This is a genomic window from Nitrosospira multiformis (genome assembly GCF_900111585.1).
GTDB classification, from domain to species: Bacteria; Pseudomonadota; Gammaproteobacteria; order Burkholderiales; family Nitrosomonadaceae; genus Nitrosospira; species Nitrosospira multiformis_B.
The window spans coordinates 18,356-40,520 of sequence record NZ_FOHI01000009.1; the positions used below are offsets into that span (position 1 = coordinate 18,356).

The window sequence follows — 22,165 nt, forward strand, 5'->3', positions numbered from 1 at the left end:
GAGAGTCGCAAAACAGAGGAAACCCGCCGTGGCAGGATGAGCGGGGATATGGAAGGTGAGTTTCAGATTTTGCTACACCAGCGGCAACTCACCGCTGCGAACGCCGATACCTGCAATTTTTTCCACGGCACTGACGAAGTTCGGGTTTTCGTGCAGTTTCACCAGCGAATCCGGGTTTGGCCGTCCACGCATGCGGGCGAGACGAATCACCCCGAGGGCGGGCAGGTCCCAGTGTAGATCCGCGAGCAGCATTTCGGCTGCTTCCGGGTTATTACACAGCAGCACCATGTCGCATCCCGCATGCAATGCTTTCTGGGCCCGCTCCACCGGATTGCCTGCAAAAGCTGCTCCCGCCATATTCAGATCATCGCTGAAGATACACCCTTCGAAACCCAGCTCACCCCGCAAAACCTTTTTGAGCCATACTTCGGAAAAACCGGCCGGTAATGCATCCACCTTTGGATAAATGACGTGGGCAGGCATCATCCCGGTAAGGCCGAAACCGATCATTTTACGGAATGGAATGAGATCATCCATTTCAATCTGTGCGTAAGTTCGTTCGTCCACCGGCATTTCGAAATGGGAATCGGCCTCGATATAACCATGACCAGGGAAATGTTTGCCCACCGCTGCCATTCCGGCTGATTTCAACCCGCTCATCAGACTATGGGCCAGATCGGCAATGGCTTGCGGGTCACGGTGAAAAGCACGGTCGCGGATGACGCTGCTTTGGCCATAATCCATATCCAGGACTGGTGTAAAACTGAAATCCACGCCCGCAGCCCGTAGTTCCGCCGCCAGGACATATCCCGCCTGATGCGCCAGATGCCGCGCCCGGGCAGGATGCTCATCCCAGATCCTGCCGAGTTCTCGCATGGGGGGCAGGCGCGTGAAATCTTCCCGGAAACGTTGAACCCTGCCTCCTTCGTGATCGACTGCGACCAAGAGCGGCGGCGTTCGCAGCGCATGGATTTCAGCAGTCAGATGCAGGAGTTGCGCAAGCGAGGAATAGTTGCGCGTGAACAGGATCACCCCTCCAACCAGCGGGTGCCGGAGTTTTTTCTTATCGTTGGCGGTGAGTTGCGTGCCTTCGATATCGAGCATGACGGGACCGAGCGACATTTATTTTTCCAATATGACAAAAGCGCATGCGAGGTTCAATTCGTCACTGATGGAGAGATGGTGACGGGTGATGCCTTCGTTTTGGGCGAGGGTATGCAATTCAGGGTGGAATTTGAAATAAGGTTTGCCCAAGGTATCATGAGTTACTCCGATATGGCTCAGGCTGACAGGATGACGAATACCCGTGCCAAAGGCTTTGGCGAGGGCTTCCTTGGCGGCAAAACGCTTCGCCAGGAACATTGCGGGCTGCATGCTTTTTGCATATTCCGGCCACTCCTCGTCTGTCAGCAGGCGCCGAGCGAAACGCTCTCCGTATTTTTCCAGCAGGTGCGCAATACGCGAGGTTTCAACCAGATCGGTTCCGATCCCATAGATCATTTACATGCTTCCAGCATCAGGTTTTTCATTTCCCGGACTGCCTGCTCGAAGCCTACGAACAATGCGCGAGCCACGATCGCGTGGCCGATGTTGAGCTCCGACACGCCGGGGATTGCTGCAATTGCCTGAACATTCAGGTAATGCAATCCGTGCCCTGCGTTGACCGTGAGCCCTTGGCCCAAGCCCTTGCTTACCGCCGCCCGGACCCGCTCCAGCTCGCCTTGCTGCTCGTCTGCCGTTTGGGCATCGGCGTAATGTCCCGTGTGAATTTCGATGACCGGTGCGCCGGCCTCGACGGACGCATCGATCTGCGCGGGTTCGGCATCGACGAAGAGTGAAACCCGGATGGCGGCTTCAGCCAGCCTGCGGCATGCGCGTTGCACTTGCTCGAAATGCCCTACCACATCGAGTCCGCCTTCGGTTGTCAATTCTTCGCGCCGTTCCGGCACAAGGCAGATATCGTGGGGTTTGATGCGGAGCGCAAATCCGATCATTTCATCCGTGACCGCGCTCTCCAGATTCATGGGGGTCTTGAGCGCGCCGCGCAGGATTTCCACGTCTCTATCCTGTATGTGGCGCCGGTCTTCCCGCAAGTGCAAGGTGATGGCATCTGCTCCGGCCGATTCAGCAATGAGTGCCGCCTCTATTGGATCGGGATAGGTTGTACCGCGCGCTTGGCGCAAGGTGGCGACGTGATCGATATTAACGCCGAGTTTGATCATGATAGTGGCGAGAGTTTTCCTGATTCGGCTTTTTTCAACGATTGCCTGAATGATATTTGCTCTCCCGCACATCTGGAAGAGGCAAGAGAGATCGGGCAAAAAATGACTATATTATAATAGCGTATGCGGCGAAGACAGTATGTACATAAAAGCGGATCGCCAAGTTGATTGCCTTGGGGACTTTACTCTTTGGGTCGTTACTCCTGGCTGGTCCGTATTTGATTGAAGAGGGCGACTATAAATCCCGCGTCTGAAAACCTGCGAGGAGGAAAGGGGGATCTGGAGAAAATGTCGGACCCGCGCGTTTTCTTCGCGGCGGAGCGGACACTTCTGGCATGGGTGCGCACGGGGCTAACGATCATCGCACTTGGTTTCGTCGTCGCCCGCTTCGGTCTGTTTCTGAATCTTCTTGTGGTTTCCGGGGAAATTTCCAAAAATGGAGGTACTGCCAGCGCTCATGGAATCTCCGGTGTGTTCGGCATTATTCTTGTGCTCTCAGGCACCGCGACCATTCTCGGCGCATTGCTCAATCACAGACATTATGTAAGCTCATTGCCGCCTGAGGATTTGCCCAAGCTGTCCTTACCCTGGCTCTCATCGTTCCTGTCTTTATCGGTTGCTACCATAGGATTTCTGCTGGCGGCTTACCTCTTGTTTACATGAAACATATAGGGAGTTGATCATGTCAGAAAGGGGTTAACAGGCCCTAGCTCCTGAATCGGCTGCCGCCATTTCTGCCGTCTCTGACAGGTGTGTAATGGCTCAGATGACGTTCAACGGTATTTTGAGATACGAAATACCGTTATTCTCGGGCGGCGGCATGAGGCCCGCGCGCACATTCACTTGGATCGACGGCAGCAGCAGCGTGGGCATTTCGAGCGTCCGATCGCGCGCTTCACGCATCGCGACGAATCGGTCTTCGTCAATGGCGTCGCGCGCATGTACGTTATTTGCACGCTGTTCCCCTACACTCGTTTCCCACCGAGGGGACCGGCCTTGCGGCGGATAATCATGGCACATGAACAGTCGGGTATCCGCGGGATAATCCAGTATTTTCCTTATTGACCGGAATAGTCTGCGTGCATTCCCTCCCGGAAAATCGGCGCGCGCCGTACCGACGTCCGGCATGAACAGGGTATCGCCGACAAAGATCGCTTCCTCTACCTGATAGGACAAGTCCGCCGGCGTATGACCCGGTGTCGAGAGCGCTTTCACGTTCAGTTTGCCTACGCTGAAAACTTCGTTATCGGCGAATAAATGGTCAAACTGTTTGCCATCCGGCGTGAAGTCTGCTTCAAGGTTGAATATTTCCTTGAAGGTTTCCTGCACGAGGGGAATCTCCTTCCCGATCGCCGTCTTGCCCCCCAATCTTCCCTTAAGATAGTGTGCTGCTGTGAGATGATCGGCGTGCGCATGAGTCTCCAGAATCCATTCTGTCGCCAGATTCTTTTCCTCGATAAAGGCGATCAGTTTATTGGCGGAGGTAGTGCGCGTTCTGCCTGATTTGGGATCGTAGTCCAGTACTGGATCGATGATTGCACAATATCCATTCGGTTCATCGAAAACTACGTAGCTTACTGTCCAGGTCGCGCCGTCAAAAAAAGCTTCAATATTCGGTTTCATTTTCTCTCTCTTCAAAGGCTTGATTGGGATATCCGGAAGCAAGGCGATCTAAATAAAGTCTGGGAATTCTACGCTGAACACAGCGCTGCACTCTTCCGTGAGGAAGGCTTACTCTCATGCCGCCTGCTGACCCTCGCCCTACTCCGCAGGGACGAGCGTTACAATTGCTGAAACTCTTTCAGTAACTGGCGTGTATGCAATGGCTTATCTCCCAGATAGTGGCTGAGCAGGTGGCGCATCAGGATCCTGCTCTGCAGACGGGTCAAAGGGGCTGAATAGTCTCCCTGACTCATATCCAGCAGTGTTTTTCCGCTTAACTGGAGATTAAAAGGACAGCCGCCGTTGCTCGACGCAACGGGTCCTCGCTCGATTTCGTAGCAGTACGTCTGGGTTGGTTTAATCAGTTTTCCCGATGAAACATCGCGATCGAGCGTCAAGGCATAGCCCATCTCCTCCAGGAGACGCTGCTCGAAGCTGCGTAGTATGGGAATGTAGTCGCTTGCCGTACTCAGATCGGACAAGGCCTCCTGATAGCAGGCAAATAATCGTTCGTGCGGATCATTACGGTGCAATAGCCGTATCAAAAGTTCATTGAGATAAAATCCGCAGATCAGGGCAGTTCCCTGTAAGGGTAATTGCCCACCCTGCCATTCCGCCTTGTGCAAAGTGCGTAATTCGGACTTTCCTCCCCAGCTCAGCAGGAGAGGCTGGAATGCGCGCAGCAATCCCCGTAGTGCAGATGTCGGACGCTTGGCGCCTTTCGCAACCACGGCAATGCGTCCGGAATTTTGCGTGAAAACTTCCACGATAAGGCTGGTTTCAAGATAAGGATAGCTATGCAACACAAAAGCGGGTTGTGCTTCTTGACGCTGTTTATCTACGCTCATGTTTTAGCGAGCACCGGCTACGATCTTCGCTTATGCGGTTTCTCGCAACCCGCTCCGGGGTCGCATCTTCCTTCGGAAGACACTGCTCCCCCTCCGCGCTAGCGCCCCAAATCGTTGTATACGGGATTCCAGAAAAGTGATCGAGCGGTGCAGAAACTTAATACTCATGGGGCCAGTAACCCGCTCCAGAGTCGCACCTTCCTTCGGAAGGCACTGCTCCACCCTCCAAGGGTTACTCATACCCGAGCGTCTTCAGCATCCGTGCATCTTCGGCCCAGCCGCTTTTGATCTTTACCCAGACCTTGAGATAAACCTTGCCACCGAAGCTTTCTTCCATGTCCTTGCGCGCCTGGGTAGCGATCAGCTTCAATTTTTCTCCGTCCTTGCCGATGACAATCGCTTTCTGGCTGGATTTGTCCACCACAATGGAAGCGTGAATCCTGCGCAACTCGCCTTCCATCACAAACTGATCAATGATGACGCTGGTGGAATAAGGAATCTCTTCTCCCAACAGCCGGAACAATTTTTCGCGAACCAGTTCCGCGGCTATGAAGCGTTCATCCCGGTCGGTTACTTCATCTTCCAGGAATAGTGGCGGATTTTGCGGCAGGTGCGGCTGTATCGCAGCTCTCAATTCGGGCAACTGCTCTCCATTCTCGGCACTTACCGGCACCATGGCTGCGAAATCAAATTCCTTTGACATCTTTTCGAGGAAGGGAAGCAGTTGGGATTTATCCGTCAGGCGGTCTATTTTGTTGAGGGCAAGAACCACAGGCTTGTTCTTTGGCAGGAGTTTCACCACCAGTTTGTCGCGATCGTCGAAGCGCATCGCTTCAATCACCAGTATCACGACATCCACATCCCGCAGCGTCTGGGTAACCAGACGATTCATTCCGCTGTTCAAACGGCTTGTATGCCGCGTCTGGAAGCCCGGGGTGTCGACAAAAACAAACTGGGAGCATGCATCAGTGAAAATCCCGTGTATGCGATGCCGAGTCGTCTGGGATTTTTTTGATGTAATACTGATCTTTTGGCCGACCAGCCTGTTCAACAGGGTGGATTTTCCCACGTTGGGACGGCCAACGATGGCAATATAACCGCTGCGATAAACGGGGTCTGCAAGGGGAGCTTCAGTGTTCATCAGAAAAGGTTTTGCGCCATATACAGTTGGGTAAATCCCTCGCAGCCTTGCTGTTGGAATATTTTGGCTCTGCCAGGAAGTGCTTCACAGTCTAGGAAAGCACGAAAGGTGTTTCTAATGCGACTGGAGTTGCTCATAAGCTTGCCTGGCCGCGTCCTGTTCCGCACTGCGACGGCTCGCGCCTTCGCCCAGAGTGCGGATTTCAGGCCGGGAAATCACGCATTCCACCTGAAACTGCTGCTGGTGAGCTTCGCCTCGGGTAGCAACGACAGCATACCGGGGCAGCGCCAGCTTGCGGCTCTGGAGATATTCCTGCAAAAGGGTTTTGGGATCCTTGCCGAGGGCATGGGTGTTCAGCTCCCCCAGGGAGGGAATGAAAAGATTTTCAACTGTCTTCTCGGCCTGCTCAAAACCTGCGTCGAGATATATGGCGCCAATCACAGCTTCCAGCGCATCCGCAAGAATCGAAGGCCGCTTGTCTCCTCCACTTTTGAGCTCACCCTCGCCAAATCGGATAAGCTTTCCCAGCTCAAGCGTTTGCGCCAGTTCGGCCAGCATCTTCTGGTTTACGAGGTTCGCCCGTATCCGGGACAAACTACCTTCGCTGAGATCAGGAAAATGATGGAATATCAATCCGGCGACGGCGCAGTTGAGGACGGCGTCACCCAGAAATTCAAGCCGTTCGTTGTGAGGTAGGCTGTGGCTGCGGTGCGTCAGCGCTTGCCGCAGCAGTTCGGGCCGATGGAAGGTGTGACCGAGTTTCCGACACAGTGCCGCACTCTCCGTATTCCGGTAAGCTGTCCCCAATTTTGCGCGTTCCCTCCGACCAATTGTGGCGAGCTGATCAGCCACATGCTCAAGGTCCTGATTACCGCCCGAATTACTTGATCGATAATCCGATGCGTTTCAGGTCGCTGAAATTCCACCAGATCATGAAAGCCTTGCCGACAATGTTCTGGTCGGGTACGAATCCCCAATAACGACTGTCACTGCTGCTGTCCCGGTTGTCTCCCATTGCAAAGTAGTTGCCGGGAGGAACCTTGCAGGTAAATCCACGATCGTTATAGCTGCAATTTTCATGATGAGGGAAGGGGAGCACACCCCCTAGCTGGATACTATGCTCCTCTTGGGGATTGATAAGGACATTATAGCGGTGATTTCCGAGTGACTCCGTGTAGCTGCGGCTGTAAACGAATTTCAGGCCTGATTCCACATAGGTATATTCCCCGTTCGGCTCCATTCTCACCGGTACGTTGTTGACGCTCAGTTGCTTGTCGCGATAGGTGATGATATCTCCCGGTACCCCCACGATACGCTTGATGTAATCCATGGAGGGATCCACCGGGTAGCGGAAAACCATGACCTCCCCACGCTGAGGGGTGTTTATATCCATCAACTTGACGTTGGCGACCGGCAACCGGATACCATAAGTATATTTATTGACGAGAATGAAGTCTCCTACCAGCAGAGTCGGAATCATCGAGCCCGAGGGGATTTTGAAAGGCTCAACCAGGAAAGAACGCAGGCAGAACACGACAAGAATCACCGGGAAAAAGCTTTTCGGATACTCCACCCACCATGGCCCCTGGTCTCCCGGCGCGCGGTGTCGTTGCAGCACGGTACGATCGAGCAGGGCGATACTGCCGGTGATTAACAGCAATATCAGCATAATGAGCGGAAAGTTCATTCTTATTCCTTATTCCCTTCGGGTGAACAGTCCATTGCTCGCGCGGAAACGGGATTTTCCCGGTGAGCATGTGCCCCTTGTTGAAGGCGAGCCATCGTATTGTTTGAACTACTTTTCTCCAACCTGCAGAATAGCGAGAAACGCTTCCTGCGGAATTTCGACGTTACCGACTTGCTTCATGCGTTTTTTACCGGCTTTCTGTTTTTCCAGAAGCTTGCGTTTACGGGTGATATCGCCGCCATAGCATTTGGCCAGCACATTCTTGCGCAAAGCCTTGATACTTTCCCTGGCGATAATGTGCGAGCCTATGGCGGCTTGAACAGCAATATCGAACATCTGCCGGGGAATCAGTTCACGCATCTTCTGAGCGAGTTCCCGTCCGCGGTACTGGCTGCTCGCACGATGCACAATCAGCGACAAGGCGTCCACACGCTCGCCATTGATGAGGATATCCAGCTTGACGAGATCGGAAGCCCTGAACTCCTTGAATTCATAATCAAGTGAAGCGTAACCGCGGCTGGTCGATTTTAACCTGTCGAAGAAATCCATGACGACTTCATTGAGCGGGATTTCATAGGTCAGCATGACCTGCCTCCCCATATATTGCATATTCTTCTGGATTCCCCGCTTGCTGATGCAAAGCGTAATGACCGATCCGACATATTCCTGCGGGACGAGGATGGTTGCCGTAATGATCGGCTCCCGAATCTGCTCTATTTTTGAGAGATCAGGCAATCTGGATGGGTTTTCGATTTCAATGACTGATCCATCGCGCAGCACCACCTGATACACCACCGTTGGCGCGGTGGTGATGAGGTTCATGTCGTATTCCCGCTCCAGTCTTTCCTGTACGATGTCGAGATGAAGGAGCCCGAGAAAGCCGCAGCGAAAACCGAACCCCAGCGCCTGCGACGTTTCCGGTTCGTATTGCAATGAAGAATCATTGAGTTTCAACTTCTCCAGCGCATCGCGCAGGGCGTCGTACTGGTTGGATTCAACGGGGTAGAGCCCGGCGAACACCTGCGGTTTGATCTCCTTGAAGCCGAGCAGCGGTTGGGGGGCGGGGCGGTCAGCGAGTGTTACGGTATCGCCGACCTTGGCAGATTTCAACTCCTTGATTCCGGAAATAATGAAGCCCACTTCACCGGCGCTGAGAGATCCCCGGTTTCTGGATTTGGGCGTAAATACGCCCACCTGTTCACACAAATGGGTAGTTTTACTGGCCATCAGCAATATTCTGTCCTTGGGCTTCAATACCCCATCCATTACCCGCACCAGCATTACCACGCCCACATAGTTGTCGAACCAGGAATCGATGATAAGGGCTTTCAGGGGTGCTTCCGGATTCCCTTTCGGTGGGGGAATACGCGAAATGACCGCTTCCAGGATATCCTCCACACCGAAACCGGTTTTTGCGCTTGCCCGCACGGCATCCTGCGCTTCTATGCCGATGATATCTTCAATTTCCTTGATGACGCGTTCCGGTTCGGCAGCGGGCAGATCGATCTTGTTCAATACCGGTATGACTTCTACGCCCTGTTCGATTGCGGTGTAGCAATTTGCAACGGTTTGGGCTTCCACGCCCTGGGAAGCATCAACCACCAGAAGGGCTCCCTCGCAGGCTGCGAGCGAGCGCGATACTTCATAGGAGAAGTCGACGTGGCCGGGCGTATCGATCAGATTCAGGAGATAGCTACTGCCGTCACGGGACTTGTATTCCAGAGCCGCCGTCTGCGCCTTGATGGTGATTCCGCGCTCGCGCTCCAGTTCCATCGAGTCCAGCACCTGTTCTTCCATTTCCCGGTCGGATAACCCTCCGCATAAATGGATGATGCGGTCCGCGAGCGTGGACTTGCCGTGATCGATATGGGCGATGATGGAAAAGTTGCGGATGTGCTGCATCAGGGATCGGGATAGCAAGGGAAGAGGGTGATAACAGGACGATGCCGGAATTCACCGGCAATCAAAAAAGGGCACATGGTGTGCCCTCTCATGGCGTGGCCCTCTGGTCGCACGTATATCCGGTCCCTGCAAATTCTTGTTCAAGACGGACATTTTATCGAATTTTGAGGAAATAAGCACCTGCCGAGTCGCCTCCTTCCCCGATGATAAAGGGGAAGGAGGCGGCCCCCGTTTCCACAAAAGAACAGGAGTGCTATTTTTCGATTCGCTGAAATATCCGGCCAAACGCATTCAGGTCGAGGTGATAGTGGCAAATTTCCCTGTTCCCGGCCATCAACACCGGAACGCGTTGCCCGTAGCGCGATTGCAGATCGCTGTCGCTATCCACATCCACGACCTCGAGCTGAAAAGGATAGCTTGCTTTCAATTCCTGCAGGGTTGCGAGCATGTCCTGGCAGAGGTGGCAGTGCTCCCGGCCATAGACTGTCAACAAGACAGGGAGATCAGGATCGGGAGCAGTCATTTATTTGTGTTCACCATTCATCTTCATGGTGATGAAGGTGGCTGTATCACCGCGTTTGACCAGCAGGGCGATATTGCGTCCTTTCTCGACCTTGTTGAGCAACTGGTTGAATTGATTAACCGTTTTGACATCCTGATTATTGATGCTCAGAATGACATCGCCGGGTCTGACCCCCGCGCGGCTTGCGATACCAGGCACCATATCCTCGACCAGAAGCCCGCTCTCAGTTTCCAGTTCCTTCTTCTGATCCGGAGTCAACTCGATCAGGCTCAAGCCGATGCGATTTGCCGTATCCGGCATCTTGCCCCGCTTTCCAGAACGCGCCGCTGGTTTTTCATCCTCCGGAAGCTCATCCACTGTAATCGTAAACTCCTTGGTCGACCCATTCCGCCACACCTGCATCTGCACTTTCGTGCCTGGCTTGGTCGAGCCAACTATGCGCGGGAGGTCGCCCGAGGAATTCACGGTCTTGCCGTCGAACTTGAGAATGACATCCCGTGCTTGAATACCTGCCTTGTCTGCCGGACCGCCTTTCTGGACAGAAGCTACCAGCGCGCCGGCTGGCTTGGGTAAACCGAACGATTCCGCCAGTTCCTTTGTGATTTCCTGAATCAGCACGCCGATTCTGCCTCGGCTTACCTTGCCGCTCGCAATCAGCTGATTCGATATATCGCGGGCAACATCGATGGGAATGGCGAATGACAAACCCATAAATCCGCCAGTGCGGCTGTAGATCTGGGAATTGACACCGACCACCTCACCGTTCATATTGAATAGCGGTCCACCGGAATTCCCGGGATTGATCGCGACATCCGTCTGGATGAAGGGTACGAAATTCTCCTGTGCCAGAGAGCGTCCTTTGGCGCTGACAATCCCGGCAGTGACGCTGTTTTCAAAGCCGAAGGGTGATCCGATCGCTACCACCCATTCTCCCACCTTCATTTTGTTGGGATCCCCCTGGGTAACTTTCGGCAGTTCCATAGCATCGATCTTGAGGAGGGCGATGTCCGTCTTGCGATCCGCGCCGATCAGCTTTGCCCGGAACTCCCGCTTGTCCGTAAGCTTCACATTGATTTCATCGGCTCCATCCACCAGATGGGTATTTGTCAGAATATAGCCGTCCGAACTGATAATAAAGCCGGAACCTACCGATTTGGATTCGAAATCTCGTGGCATTCCTCCATGCGGCTGCATGTGTCTCCGGAAAAACTCGAAAAACGGATCATCCTCGGGTATGTTCGGCATTCCCGGGAAAGCCCGTTCCGTGGTTGCGTTGCCTGACTGAACGGTGCTGATATTTACGACCGAAGGTCCTTCTCTTTCGACCAACCCGGTAAAATCCGGCAATTCGCGCGCTGGCGTCTCCGCGAACGCGCTCGTAGATAATCCAAGCAGCACCATCAGTAAAAATTTAGCAATCATACTTTTTCTTCCATGGAGTAAAAACGGGTGAACCCTTCATCCATCTGCCCAAAATCATGGGATAGTAGTACCTAGTACCAGATCCGCATTCAGACCGGGCCGCGATCGGACTGTCTTGATGACCTAACGACTGGTAACAGAATTGCCGATTTGCATTACGGTGGCTGGCGGTACTTCACCTATGGCAGTTACCCTATTGTCACCGAGAGTACGTGTATAGATATTGATCGCGCCGCGGCTGTGGTAGAGACCCTCGACAGGAGAGGAAGCCTCTCCCGAACTCGGCTCGATAAATACCGAGACGGCGGCAAGACCATCCGAGAGAGCAATATGCGCAACAGGACGTGATTTACCGGAGAGATTACGTTTCATTTCCACAATCTTTTTGAATCCTGGAGGCGGGTCTTTGACTTGCCAGCCAAGTTTTCCGCTCCCCTGTGTCGAGGAGATAAGATTTGTCTTGCGCCATTCGGCAGCTTGGCCCAAATATTGGGATTTCAACAGATCTTTGTCTATTTCACCGCCAATTTTCAGGTCGGTGAATACAAATTGTTCCACCACCCGGCCCTTATCCATTACGGCGGCTTTCAGCAACAGGCCGGTATTGGGGTCCATCCATAATTTCTGACCATAACGCTTGTCATCCCTGGGCTCCAACTCGATGACCTGGCTGACATAATCGCTGACCCGCTCCTGCTTGCCCTTTTTGACGATATAGTTGTCGTCGAGATTGATCAGCGGTTGAGGCAGCAGTGCGGGAAAAACTTTTCGCAACCATCGTTTTTCCGTCACCACGGTCTTGTTTTCCGGAAGATAACATCTCATTTCGTCGTTGTTGCGGATAATCTCACGGGGAGGACCATCCAGCACCATGCTTTTTTCCTGCTCACCTTCCTCATTCACCAGATGGATGATGCGGGATGTTTCTATCTGATCCTCGGACGAATAGACGAATGTCCCGACATAGTTGTAATGGCGGGGCGCGGCGGCAATCTTTTGCAGCCAGTTAAGCGCCTCGGGGGATGAGGGAGGAGATGAACTGGAGGGATTCTGCGCGAATGCGGATTGAACGATAACTGTCAGCAACAGGGAAGACAGTGAAACCTGTGTCATCTGTGAACGTTATCGCGCGCTTTCCGCCGCTGTACGCATGAAAGGAATTGCCCCGTGCATGGTGGTGCTAGGCGAGAATTGCTGATGCGCCAGGAGATAGTCGTTGATTTGCGCAGATTCGGACGCAGCGATGGAAGCTTTGGCAGGAATTGCAGGATAAGTGGCAACAGGCGCCATAGTGGCTGCAGAAGTCGAGGGCGACGTCCTGTTGGTGGCCAGATTCTGCCTCAGAAGATCCGATTCGTGCGTCGTTTGCAGAATTATCCACCCACCCACCATTGCTGCCGCGATGGAGGCCGCGGCAGCATAGGCGCCTGGCCTGCGCTTCGGTGCCGGATAACGCAATGTTGCGCTTGATACTGCGAATACCGTAGGTTCCGCTACCAGTCTTGCGTTAACTCGTCGCGTAATGTCGAGTGGTTTGACCTCCGATTGACCCAACGCATCGCTGATCAGGTGGTAAGCAATCCAGTGTTCCCGTAATTCCTCCCCGTTCTTGAATTGCTCGATCAGTACCGACGCATCGTCCGCGTCCAGTTCACCATCCATCAATGCCGATATTTTTTCTTGCATATTACCACCTCTTATCTTTACCAGTCCCCAGCAAGGGGCGCAATTTTTCCGCTATTGCTTCCCGTGCACGAAATATTCGCGAACGCACCGTGCCGATAGGACAATTCATGATCGCTGCGATTTCCTCGTAGCTCAGTCCCTCAATTTCTCTCAACGTAATTGCCGTTCGCAGTTCTTCAGGCAATTCTTCCAGCGTTTGGTTCACCGTTTGAGCGATCTGTTTACTTGTCAGTTCGCTCTCGGGCGTATTCATTTCGCGCAGTTGGCTCGCTTCTTCAAAACCTTCGGCCTCTTCGCTATCGAATCCTGTCGTGGTGGTAGGCGCCCGTCGTCCTTGAGCCACCAGAAAATTCTTGGCAGTATTGATGCCGATCCTGTACAACCATGTATAAAACGCACTGTCTCCACGGAACGACGGTAGTGCGCGGTAAGCCTTAATGAAGGCCTCCTGGGTCACATCCTCTACTTCTGACGGATCGCGGATGAATTGCGAAAGAAGACGTGCAAGCTTGCGCTGGTACTTGATCACCAGAAGATCGAAGGCCTGCTTGTCGCCGTGTTGCGCACGTTCCACCAGTTGCTGATCGATTTCCCGGTCACCCATGCCACCTAATTCCTGAATTGACGAATCTCTTACTTGTAACTGCTTTGTTATAAGGCAGCTCAGCCAAGTATACCCGTTCAGGAGCCCATCGGGAATTACGCACCGGTCTATCATCCGCGGTCTGAGTGAACAGACACGCGTAGTATAAATTAGTTCAGTTGAAAACGTGGTTATTCCAACAGATGGAGTACATGTCAGATTCAGGGTCTGTTAGCACTTGTTTCATGCTCCGAAGAAGACGGATTTTATTCGCCGCAGGGCAAAGCTCTGTAAGCGGCAAATAACGATGGACTGGGTAAAATCCATCCCTTCGGAGGGCGCCCGAAAAACGTGAATGCTGCGTTGCAAAGCTCGACCCAGGTTCATTACGCCTTCGCTTGCGCCTTGGTTAGGTTTTTCCGTGCAGCAACGCGCGCCGCGAAACAAGTGCTAACATACTTCGTATGTTTTTATGCTGCCATCTTGTGGCAGTGCTCCGCGCACTGGCGGCAAGCTTGCACACACTCTTCCATTCCATCCAGCTGTTCGCAACTTTTAGCACAAGCGTCGCAAATTTCGGCACAGACGCCACAGACCTTGGGACTGAATCTGGAGGCGCTGAGCATGAAATTCAGCGACGTGTGGCAGATTTCCGCGCAATTCATCATCAATCGGAGGTGATCGGCCTCAACATGTTTGCCGCCTGATTCGAGGCAATGGTTCATGGCCATTTGCAAGCAGGTGCGATAACAATGGTTACATGCATCGATACAGGCTTGCAGATCCTGATCGGTTTCCGTATATAAAAACATGGTCATCTCCTTTTCCGTTTTGGGAAATTCTTCGGGTCGATGGAGCTTCCTCAAACCCGCTAGCGCATAATGTGCGCCCGCCCCACCTCACATTCTGTACGGTAGCAGACATAAATTCAGGGGCGGGAAAGAGACTGGCGATGGCGGAGCAGGAATAGGGATAGATTGTTGCTATCATTGTTCGGATTACGCGTCTTCCATTCAGATTGAGGCAAATGGCAAATCATCACAGTCGCGGACACGGTTTTTCCAACATGCCATCTCATATCGACCACCCTGGACACCACAACCATTCTCCCGCACGCGATCATGGACGTGCCTTCGTTATTGCTATCGCCTTAAACGCCGGCTTTGTCGTAGTTGAATTCGGTTACGGCTTTGCCGCCAACTCAACGGCACTCATGGCGGATGCAGGGCATAATTTATCGGATGTGCTCGGGCTCGCGTTAGCCTGGGGCGCGGCGATTTTGAGCCACAAGGCTCCGAGCGAACGTTATACCTATGGTTTGCGCAGCACTTCCATACTCGCCGCGCTGGCAAATGCTGTTCTGCTTCTGGTGGCGTGCGGGGCAATCGCTTGGGAAGCTTTTCAGCGGTTTTCACAACCGCCGCTGGTAGCGGGCCTCACCGTTGCTTCCGTCGCGACCGCTGGTCTTCTGATCAACGGTCTGTCTGCCTGGCTGTTTTTGAAGGGGAGCAAGGAGGACCTGAATATTCGCGGTGCTTTCCTGCACATGGCGACAGATGCCGCGGTTTCGGCGGGCGTGCTGGTGTCGGGAGTGGCGATCCTTTTTACGCACTGGTATTGGCTCGACCCGGTGATCAGCCTGATGGTCGTTACCGTCATTATGTTCAATACATGGGGTCTTCTGCGCGACTCGGTTCAGCTTGCGCTGAGCGCCGTGCCCCCGCATATTGACATTGTTGCGATCGAAGCTTTTCTGCGCAACCAGCCGGGTGTGACGGACGTACATGACCTGCATATATGGGGCTTGAGTACGACCGAGAGCGCACTCACTGTCCACCTCGTCATGCCGGACGGTTACCCCGGCGATGCGTTCATGGACAATATCAGGAACAACCTTGAATCGCACTACGCAATCCACCACAGTACCCTGGAGATCGAACAGGGAACCATCAGTCATTATTGCCCGGTATCGACGGGATCGGAGTCGATTGATCTTCGTTGATTGGAGTTAAAATCGCCCAGCGTCCACGGAAAGAATGAAGTGAGGCGGAAGATCAATCGCCTCTGACCCTATTGACTTTGCTGCCGTAAAAGCATCCGTCAGGTCTGTTATCATTCCCTGCTCACAAGAACAAAATAACGACGACCAGTGCCACAGCTTACTTTCGATACTCTGATAATTGGCAGCGGCCTGGCCGGGCTCACTCTTGCGCTCAATCTGGCCCAAAACAGGAAAGTGGGCCTCATCACCAAGCGTGCCTTGCTTGATGGGGCAAGCGGGTGGGCGCAGGGAGGAATCGCCGCAACATTATCGGAAGAAGATTCGCCCGAAGCTCACTTCCACGATACTCTTGTCGCAGGCGCAGGTCTCTGCAATGAAGATGTGACGCGATATGTAGTGGAAAATGGTCCTCAAGCTGTCCAATGGCTGATCGACCAGGGCGTACCTTTCACGCGCGATGGCGGTAACGGAACCGGCTATCATCTGACGCGTGAGGGAGGTCATAGCGTTCGCCGCGTCATTCACGCGGCGGACGCGACCGGCAAGGCAGTGCAATTGACATTGATCGAAAGAGCGCATGCCCACCCGAATATCACCGTGCTCGAGTATCACGTTGCAATCGACCTCATAACAAGCGTCAAATTAGCCGGCCGTATCGAGCATCCTTACAAGAAGGGCAATCGCTGCCTGGGCGCTTATGTGCTGGACAGCAGGGAAGGGAGGGTACGCACCATAGCGGCGAATAACACCGTGCTGGCGACAGGTGGGGCGGGCAAGGTCTATCTTTACACTACCAACCCGGATACTGCGACCGGCGATGGCATCGCCATGGGCTGGCGCGCCGGTTGCCGCATAGCGAATATGGAGTTTATCCAGTTTCATCCAACCTGCCTTTATCATCCTCACGCCAAATCGTTCCTCATCAGCGAAGCGGTGCGAGGCGAGGGCGGGCTGCTGAAACTGCCCGATGGCACGCGTTTCATGCCCGCGCATGATGAACGTGCGGAACTTGCGCCGCGTGATATCGTTGGGCGCGCAATCGACTTCGAAATGAAGAAGCGCGGGCTCGACTGTGTGTACCTGGATATCTCGCACAAGCCGGGAAACTTCCTGAAGGAGCATTTTCCGACCATTTACCAGCGCTGCCTGGAATTCGGGATCGATATCACCAAAGAACCGATACCTGTGGTGCCTGCGGCTCACTATACATGTGGCGGTGTCGTCACCGATTGGAACGGAAAGACTGATCTGGACAATCTTTACGCGATTGGCGAAACCGCGCACACGGGTCTGCACGGAGCCAACCGTCTGGCAAGTAATTCACTGCTCGAATGCCTGGTATTCGGCCAAGCCGCGGCACGGGATATCAAGCAGCAGGCACCTGAGCCCATCACCGCGTTGCCGCAATGGGATGAAAGCCGCGTGACCAATGCCGATGAGGAAATTGTCATTTCCCATAACTGGGATGAATTGCGGCGCTTCATGTGGAGCTACGTTGGCATTGTTCGCACCACTAAACGTTTACAGCGCGCGCAGCACCGCATCAATCTTTTGCGTGAAGAGATCAACGAATACTACGCGAATTTCCACGTCACCAACGATCTGCTGGAATTGCGCAACCTGGTGGATACCGCGGGTCTGATCGTGCAAAGCGCCATGCTGCGGCATGAAAGCCGGGGGCTACACTACAGCAAGGATTATCCGGACTTGCTGCCGGAGGCAAGGGATACGGTGTTGAAGCGGGGACAGTAAGGATGGATCTGCTGTACTGACAGAGTGGCAGCGAAGTTCATCAATTTCTTGTGCACACTTCTTTCGTATCGATCGAAAACTCGCATGGCTGTGGCTTGCCCATCCAGCGGTGACGATCCATGCGCCCGGAACATCCTGCGTCTTCGAGAAGGGCGCGCTGCCCGGAGGCATCGCAAACCAGCACGACGGAGTGCTTGTTCTGGCGCAGCACTCTCACCTTATAGCCTTTAAAGTTTCGCAGCAGTGCCGGATCATGTTGCGTCGCCCGCATGAGCAACTCCTTTTCATCGAGCCCGGACGGGGGATTCTTGTAGCGGACCGTGGATTCTACTGCGGTGGCGAGCTTGGTCAGTGCAGAAGCCTTGATAAACATCTCTTCGCTGTAAGGAAGTTTTGGGGTGGGGGCGCAACCTGCAACGAGCGATAGCACAAGCGTGACAGTTATGCTGAGACGGATACCGGCAGGACGTATGCTCACGAGACACCCTTTTTCCAATAGATGTGGTTGCCCTGCTCATCTTTTCCTGTATCCAGATTGCAATTCACCACGGCCGTCGCGTAGCTATTATCGTTTTCGAAGACGGCCTTGGCGATGAGCGACCCGGTAGCAAGAACATTCTCCAGGGCACGATCAAATATCGCATCATAGCTCATCGCTTCAAGCGGGGTCGCAAGGCTTTCCAGATATTGGGGGTCGAGATCGGCAACCGCGGGGTAGGTCAAACCGAGGTTGGCGGCGACATGTCGCGCAAAAGGAGGAAGCACATGGCCTTCTTCCGCTTTGTCGACAACGAACTTGAATGCGCCGTGCCAGTTGTCGATGAGGGGAGGGTCGGTTTGGTAAGCGCCGGCATAGCAGGTTTCAAGCATACTCTGCCACGTACGTGTGATGACGGAATCGAGTTTTCCGCTGCCAGGCTTATCGCAGCAGCCCCATATTCCGGAATCCAGATGTTCCGCCAGGCCTATCTCACCGAGATTCAATCGCTGGAAAATATAGGCATCCTGATGCATCTCGCATATCCGGTGCTTATCCTTGTTCTTCTGGTATTCACCCACCTTGAGTTCGATGACGGGATGAATGGTCGTATCAGTAACGACATGGCTGGTGTATCCCAGCAGCCATGAAAATGCTTTTTGCCGGGATGCTTCATTGAGTCTTCTGATCCATTCGACCCCCGCTTTGATCATGTCCCCGGTTCTCTGATAGTGCATTCGATCCGCCCACTGGCCAGCACTGGAGTGAGCAATGTCCAGATAGGGATAATCAGGGCTCACGGCGCCAAGCTCACAGAAACGGAAGTAATCCAATACCGAGACAATTGCTTCCGGAGGAAACCCCTGCTTTTCAAGCCGGTCCGGTTCCTTGACCAGGTTCACCATGGTGAGGTGTGCATAAGCGCCAGGCATGGATAGTCGCAAAGAGTGATTGATCGAGAATGCAATGGAGAACAATGTTATTGTATATCTTGCCTCGTTTTCGGGAAGTATTCAGACAGCAGGCGGAATATCTCCTTCCCACGGTGGTCATACGGCCCACCAAAGATCGAATCTGATCACACCAGATTTGGCATGATTCGCTATAGATTCCTACAATGGTTTAAATGCTCAGCTATTTCGAGAAACTGATTTACCCCTATCCCGATCCCATCGACAGGATTCCCCCAAAAGGTTTTTTTACCTTTATCTGGGAAGCAACCGAGGGTGTAAGACGATACTTGGTGGCGATGACGCTGCTTACCGCATCAATAGGTGCGTTTGAAGCTTTGTTGTTCGCGATGCTGGGAAAAGTCGTCGACTGGCTCAACCAGATCCCGCCCTCTCTTCTATGGGAACAGGAGCGGAACACGCTTCTTCTGTTTGCTGGACTGCTGGTTGCAAGCCCCCTGTTGGTCGGTATACAAAACCTCGTCAAGCATCAGGTGTTGGGCGGGAATTTTCCGATGCGCCTGCGCTGGAATTTCCATCGCCTGATGCTGAACCAGAGTATGCACTTCTATCAGGATGAGTTTGCAGGGCGGGTGGCGGCCAAGGTGATGCAAACCGCTCTCGCGCTGCGCGATGTCTGCTTTATTCTCGGCGATATACTCGTCTATGTAACGATTTACTTTTTTACCCTGGTTGCCGTGGTGGGGACATTCAATCCCTGGATATTGGTGCCTTTCGCAGGCTGGTTTGCTCTCTACCTTTGCGCACTGCGCTATTTCGTGCCCAGACTCAGCAGGGTATCCCAATCTCAGGCGGATGCGCGCGCCTTGATGACAGGACGCATCAGTGATGCTTATACCAATATCGCCACCGTAAAACTCTTCTCTCACGCTGGCAGGGAGGCCGGTTATGCCAAACTGGCGATGCAGGAGTTTCTCGGGACAGTACATAGTCAGATGAGGTTGATCACCTGGTTTGAAACCGTGAACCAGGTGATGGGGGCAAGTCTCATCATCAGCGCAATTGCGGTTGCCTTGCTGTTGTGGATGGATGGGCAGATCGGCGTGGGCGCGGTGGCAGCCGTCGGCGCCATGTCGTTGCGGCTTAACGGGATGTCGCATTGGGTCATGTGGGAAATGACTTCATTGTTCGAACAGGTCGGTACCGTACGCGATGGAATCACCACCTTGTCACGTCCCCACCTGGTGACCGATCATCCCGATGCAAAACGTCTTCAGATTAAAACCGCCGAGATACGATTTGAGAATGTGGTTTTCTGTTACGGAAGTGACGTTCCCGTAATAGATCATCTTTCGTTGCATATCAGGCCGGGCGAAAAAATCGGCCTGGTCGGACGCTCGGGCGCGGGTAAATCCACTCTCGTCAACTTGCTGCTTCGTTTTTATGATGTGGAGGAGGGGCGCATACTGATCGACGGGCAGGATATCCGGTATGTTACTCAGGACAGTTTGCGTGCCAATATCGGCATGGTTACGCAGGATACCTCCCTCATGCATCGTTCGGTAAGGGACAACATCGCTTATGGCCGACCTGACGCAACCGATGCGGAAACGACCGCCGCTGCAAAGAAGGCGGAGGCGCACGATTTCATTATGGGCCTGACAGACCCGGGGGGACGCTATGGCTACGATGCGCATGTGGGGGAGCGAGGGATAAAGCTTTCGGGCGGCCAGCGCCAGCGGATCGCCATAGCGAGAGTAATGCTGAAAAACGCACCGATTCTTCTGCTTGATGAAGCGACCAGCGCGCTGGACTCTGAAGTGGAGTCAGTCATCCAGTCCAGTCTCTACCGCCTGATGGAGGGCAAGACGGTGATCGCCATAGCGCATCGCCTATCGACCATTGCTGCCATGGATCGATTGATCGTGATCGACAAGGGGCGGATCGTAGAGGAAGGAACACATCAAAGCTTGATCGCAATGAACAGCCTCTATGCCCGGCTCTGGGAGCATCAGAGTGGCGGGTTTCTGGGGGAAGACGTATAGAAATACTGCTTGAGAAAGCGATATCTCCTGCGGTTCAAACGGTTTTCGATCGTTTCTGCAGTCAGTCGCCGAGTTCCACTCCTGCTCGCGGCCTCACACCCGCCCGGATAGCGGCTTCCGTCAGGGAAGGAAGGCAAAGCTCGATGAATCGGTAGGCGTATCCCCGCAGGTAATGACCACGGCGGATCGAGATGTTGGTGGTGTTTTGCCCGAACAGATGTGAACTGTCCAGCAGAGTCAGCCGGGTGTCCCGCACGGGATTGAAGGCCATTGACGCAACAAGACCCACCCCCAGCTCCAGTTCCACGTACGTTTTAATGACATCTGCATCGAGTGCGGACATGGCGATGTCCAGCACTAATCCTGCCCTGGCAAACGTCTGATCAATTCCTGTCCGGCCGGTAAAGCCTTCGTGATAAGTGATGATCGGGAACTCTGCAATGCCTTCAAGCGTGAGCGGCTGTATTGCTTCCAGTGGGTGTCCGTGCGGCACAATGACAGCGTGATGCCACGAGTAATAAGGAAAAGAGACCAGTTCTGCAACGCTCTCCAATGCTTCGGTGGCAATGCCGAGATCGGCCACCCCGTCCAGCAGCATCGATACGATTTCGCCAGGGCTGGCCTGGTGCAGGACGAGATGCACCTGGGGAAAGGTTTTCTTGAATTGCGTGACCACCGTAGGGAGTGCGTACTGCGCCTGCGTGTGCGTAGTGGCGATGGTCAGGCGTCCCTTATCCCGCTTGCTGAACTGTTCAGCCAGGCGCTTGACATTCTTTGCATCCAGAAGGATGCGCTCGACAATCTCTATCAATTCCTTGCCCGGATTGGTCAGGCCGAGCAGTCGTTTGCCTTTGCGCACGAATAATTCGACGCCCAATTCATCTTCAAGATCCTTGATGTGTTTGCTGACACCGGACTGGGAGGTGAACAGGGCATTGGCCGCTTCGGTCAGGTTATAGTTCTGGCGGACTGTCTCATGGATGATGCGCAATTGTTGAAAGTTCATATTTATAAGCCGTAGCCTGTTATTGTCGTGATCGGTTTCGAGTAATGATGGAGGTGGAATGCTCATTCAAAAATCATTATGGCTTCCCAGGGGTGTGATAAAGAAAAGGCGCGAGCCGATGGCCAGCGCCTTGAAAATAACAACAACAACGGAGAATAACCACATCCGAAAGTTATCAGTTCTGTTTTCCCCAGTGAACCAATATTAATTCATTTGTTTATACGTTTTTATGCATAACCCGCGGGAAAGAGCGCCCGACGCTCACGGGCAGGAAGGACAGGAGACGTAAACGAGC

General features: G+C 53.5%; 22 protein-coding genes. 4 read left to right on the forward strand and 18 right to left on the reverse strand.

Going from position 1 to position 22,165, the window contains the following annotated elements; translation table 11 throughout:
* Nucleotides 1-72: 72 nt before the first annotated feature.
* Genes nagZ through pdxJ form a run of 3 tightly spaced genes read right to left on the reverse strand, consistent with a single transcriptional unit; the run spans nucleotide 73 to nucleotide 2,222 of the window.
* Nucleotides 73-1,122 carry a beta-N-acetylhexosaminidase gene (gene nagZ / locus BMW46_RS12485; RefSeq protein ID WP_074708999.1) on the reverse strand — a complete coding sequence of 350 codons (1,050 nt, stop codon included), beginning with the start codon at nucleotides 1,120-1,122 and terminating at the stop codon, nucleotides 73-75.
* Nucleotides 1,123-1,500 (reverse strand): holo-ACP synthase, encoded by a 378-nt coding sequence (gene acpS / locus BMW46_RS12490; protein ID WP_074709000.1) that lies wholly within the window; start codon nucleotides 1,498-1,500, stop codon nucleotides 1,123-1,125.
* Nucleotides 1,497-2,222, reverse strand: a complete 726-nt coding sequence (pdxJ, locus tag BMW46_RS12495) for a pyridoxine 5'-phosphate synthase (RefSeq protein ID WP_074709001.1) — start codon at nucleotides 2,220-2,222, stop codon at nucleotides 1,497-1,499. Before pdxJ ends, acpS begins: the two co-directional genes overlap by 4 nt.
* A gap of 288 nt (nucleotides 2,223-2,510) precedes the next feature.
* On the opposite strand from pdxJ, the gene BMW46_RS12500 reads away from it, so the two are divergent.
* Nucleotides 2,511-2,885, forward strand: a complete 375-nt coding sequence (locus BMW46_RS12500; protein ID WP_074709002.1) for a YidH family protein — start codon at nucleotides 2,511-2,513, stop codon at nucleotides 2,883-2,885.
* A gap of 99 nt (nucleotides 2,886-2,984) precedes the next feature.
* Here the strand turns inward: BMW46_RS12500 and BMW46_RS12505 are convergent, their stop codons facing one another.
* From BMW46_RS12505 to BMW46_RS12560, 12 genes are all read right to left on the reverse strand, one after another.
* Nucleotides 2,985-3,845, reverse strand: coding sequence for an MBL fold metallo-hydrolase (locus BMW46_RS12505; RefSeq protein ID WP_074709003.1), 861 nt, complete (start codon nucleotides 3,843-3,845; stop codon nucleotides 2,985-2,987).
* Nucleotides 3,846-4,003: 158 nt separating this feature from the next.
* Entirely contained in the window at nucleotides 4,004-4,732 is a 729-nt protein-coding gene (gene recO, locus BMW46_RS12510) for a DNA repair protein RecO (protein ID WP_074709004.1), read from the reverse strand.
* A 232-nt stretch (nucleotides 4,733-4,964) separates the two neighbouring features.
* Nucleotides 4,965-5,873 (reverse strand): GTPase Era, encoded by a 909-nt coding sequence (gene era / locus BMW46_RS12515; protein WP_074709005.1) that lies wholly within the window; start codon nucleotides 5,871-5,873, stop codon nucleotides 4,965-4,967.
* 114 nt (nucleotides 5,874-5,987) lie between these two features.
* Nucleotides 5,988-6,680 carry a ribonuclease III gene (gene rnc, locus BMW46_RS12520; protein ID WP_074709056.1) on the reverse strand — a complete coding sequence of 231 codons (693 nt, stop codon included), beginning with the start codon at nucleotides 6,678-6,680 and terminating at the stop codon, nucleotides 5,988-5,990.
* Between the two features lie 73 nt (nucleotides 6,681-6,753).
* Complete coding sequence (lepB, locus tag BMW46_RS12525) at nucleotides 6,754-7,560, reverse strand: signal peptidase I (RefSeq protein WP_074709006.1); 807 nt, start codon at nucleotides 7,558-7,560, stop codon at nucleotides 6,754-6,756.
* A gap of 108 nt (nucleotides 7,561-7,668) precedes the next feature.
* Nucleotides 7,669-9,465, reverse strand: a complete 1,797-nt coding sequence (gene lepA, locus BMW46_RS12530; protein WP_177171094.1) for a translation elongation factor 4 — start codon at nucleotides 9,463-9,465, stop codon at nucleotides 7,669-7,671.
* Nucleotides 9,466-9,715: 250 nt separating this feature from the next.
* Complete coding sequence (locus tag BMW46_RS12535; RefSeq protein WP_074709008.1) at nucleotides 9,716-9,985, reverse strand: glutaredoxin family protein; 270 nt, start codon at nucleotides 9,983-9,985, stop codon at nucleotides 9,716-9,718.
* Nucleotides 9,986-11,407, reverse strand: coding sequence for a DegQ family serine endoprotease (locus tag BMW46_RS12540; protein WP_074709009.1), 1,422 nt, complete (start codon nucleotides 11,405-11,407; stop codon nucleotides 9,986-9,988). It abuts the gene before it with no gap.
* Nucleotides 11,408-11,530: 123 nt separating this feature from the next.
* The gene (locus tag BMW46_RS12545; protein WP_074709010.1) at nucleotides 11,531-12,520 is read right to left on the reverse strand and encodes a MucB/RseB C-terminal domain-containing protein; all 990 of its coding nucleotides are present in this window, start codon (nucleotides 12,518-12,520) and stop codon (nucleotides 11,531-11,533) included.
* Between the two features lie 9 nt (nucleotides 12,521-12,529).
* Nucleotides 12,530-13,093, reverse strand: coding sequence for a sigma-E factor negative regulatory protein (locus tag BMW46_RS12550; protein WP_074709011.1), 564 nt, complete (start codon nucleotides 13,091-13,093; stop codon nucleotides 12,530-12,532).
* Between the two features lies 1 nt (nucleotide 13,094).
* The gene (gene rpoE / locus BMW46_RS12555; RefSeq protein ID WP_011381063.1) at nucleotides 13,095-13,697 is read right to left on the reverse strand and encodes an RNA polymerase sigma factor RpoE; all 603 of its coding nucleotides are present in this window, start codon (nucleotides 13,695-13,697) and stop codon (nucleotides 13,095-13,097) included.
* Between the two features lie 449 nt (nucleotides 13,698-14,146).
* Nucleotides 14,147-14,488 carry a four-helix bundle copper-binding protein gene (locus tag BMW46_RS12560; RefSeq protein WP_074709012.1) on the reverse strand — a complete coding sequence of 114 codons (342 nt, stop codon included), beginning with the start codon at nucleotides 14,486-14,488 and terminating at the stop codon, nucleotides 14,147-14,149.
* 215 nt (nucleotides 14,489-14,703) lie between these two features.
* Here BMW46_RS12560 and BMW46_RS12565 point away from each other — a divergent pair, with 215 nt between their 5' ends.
* On the forward strand, nucleotides 14,704-15,678 hold the full coding sequence (locus tag BMW46_RS12565; protein ID WP_074709013.1) for a cation diffusion facilitator family transporter: 975 nt from the start codon (nucleotides 14,704-14,706) through the stop codon (nucleotides 15,676-15,678).
* A gap of 147 nt (nucleotides 15,679-15,825) precedes the next feature.
* The gene (nadB, locus tag BMW46_RS12570; protein ID WP_074709014.1) at nucleotides 15,826-17,430 is read left to right on the forward strand and encodes an L-aspartate oxidase; all 1,605 of its coding nucleotides are present in this window, start codon (nucleotides 15,826-15,828) and stop codon (nucleotides 17,428-17,430) included.
* Nucleotides 17,431-17,470: 40 nt separating this feature from the next.
* Here nadB and BMW46_RS12575 read toward each other — a convergent pair whose 3' ends face one another.
* Nucleotides 17,471-17,908 (reverse strand): hypothetical protein, encoded by a 438-nt coding sequence (locus BMW46_RS12575; protein WP_074709057.1) that lies wholly within the window; start codon nucleotides 17,906-17,908, stop codon nucleotides 17,471-17,473.
* Entirely contained in the window at nucleotides 17,905-18,840 is a 936-nt protein-coding gene (locus BMW46_RS12580; RefSeq protein WP_074709015.1) for a zinc dependent phospholipase C family protein, read from the reverse strand. Before BMW46_RS12580 ends, BMW46_RS12575 begins: the two co-directional genes overlap by 4 nt.
* A gap of 194 nt (nucleotides 18,841-19,034) precedes the next feature.
* Here BMW46_RS12580 and BMW46_RS12585 point away from each other — a divergent pair, with 194 nt between their 5' ends.
* Complete coding sequence (locus BMW46_RS12585) at nucleotides 19,035-20,864, forward strand: ABC transporter ATP-binding protein (RefSeq protein ID WP_074709016.1); 1,830 nt, start codon at nucleotides 19,035-19,037, stop codon at nucleotides 20,862-20,864.
* 61 nt (nucleotides 20,865-20,925) lie between these two features.
* Here BMW46_RS12585 and BMW46_RS12590 read toward each other — a convergent pair whose 3' ends face one another.
* On the reverse strand, nucleotides 20,926-21,870 hold the full coding sequence (locus BMW46_RS12590; RefSeq protein ID WP_074709058.1) for a CysB family HTH-type transcriptional regulator: 945 nt from the start codon (nucleotides 21,868-21,870) through the stop codon (nucleotides 20,926-20,928).
* Nucleotides 21,871-22,165 lie beyond the last annotated feature (295 nt).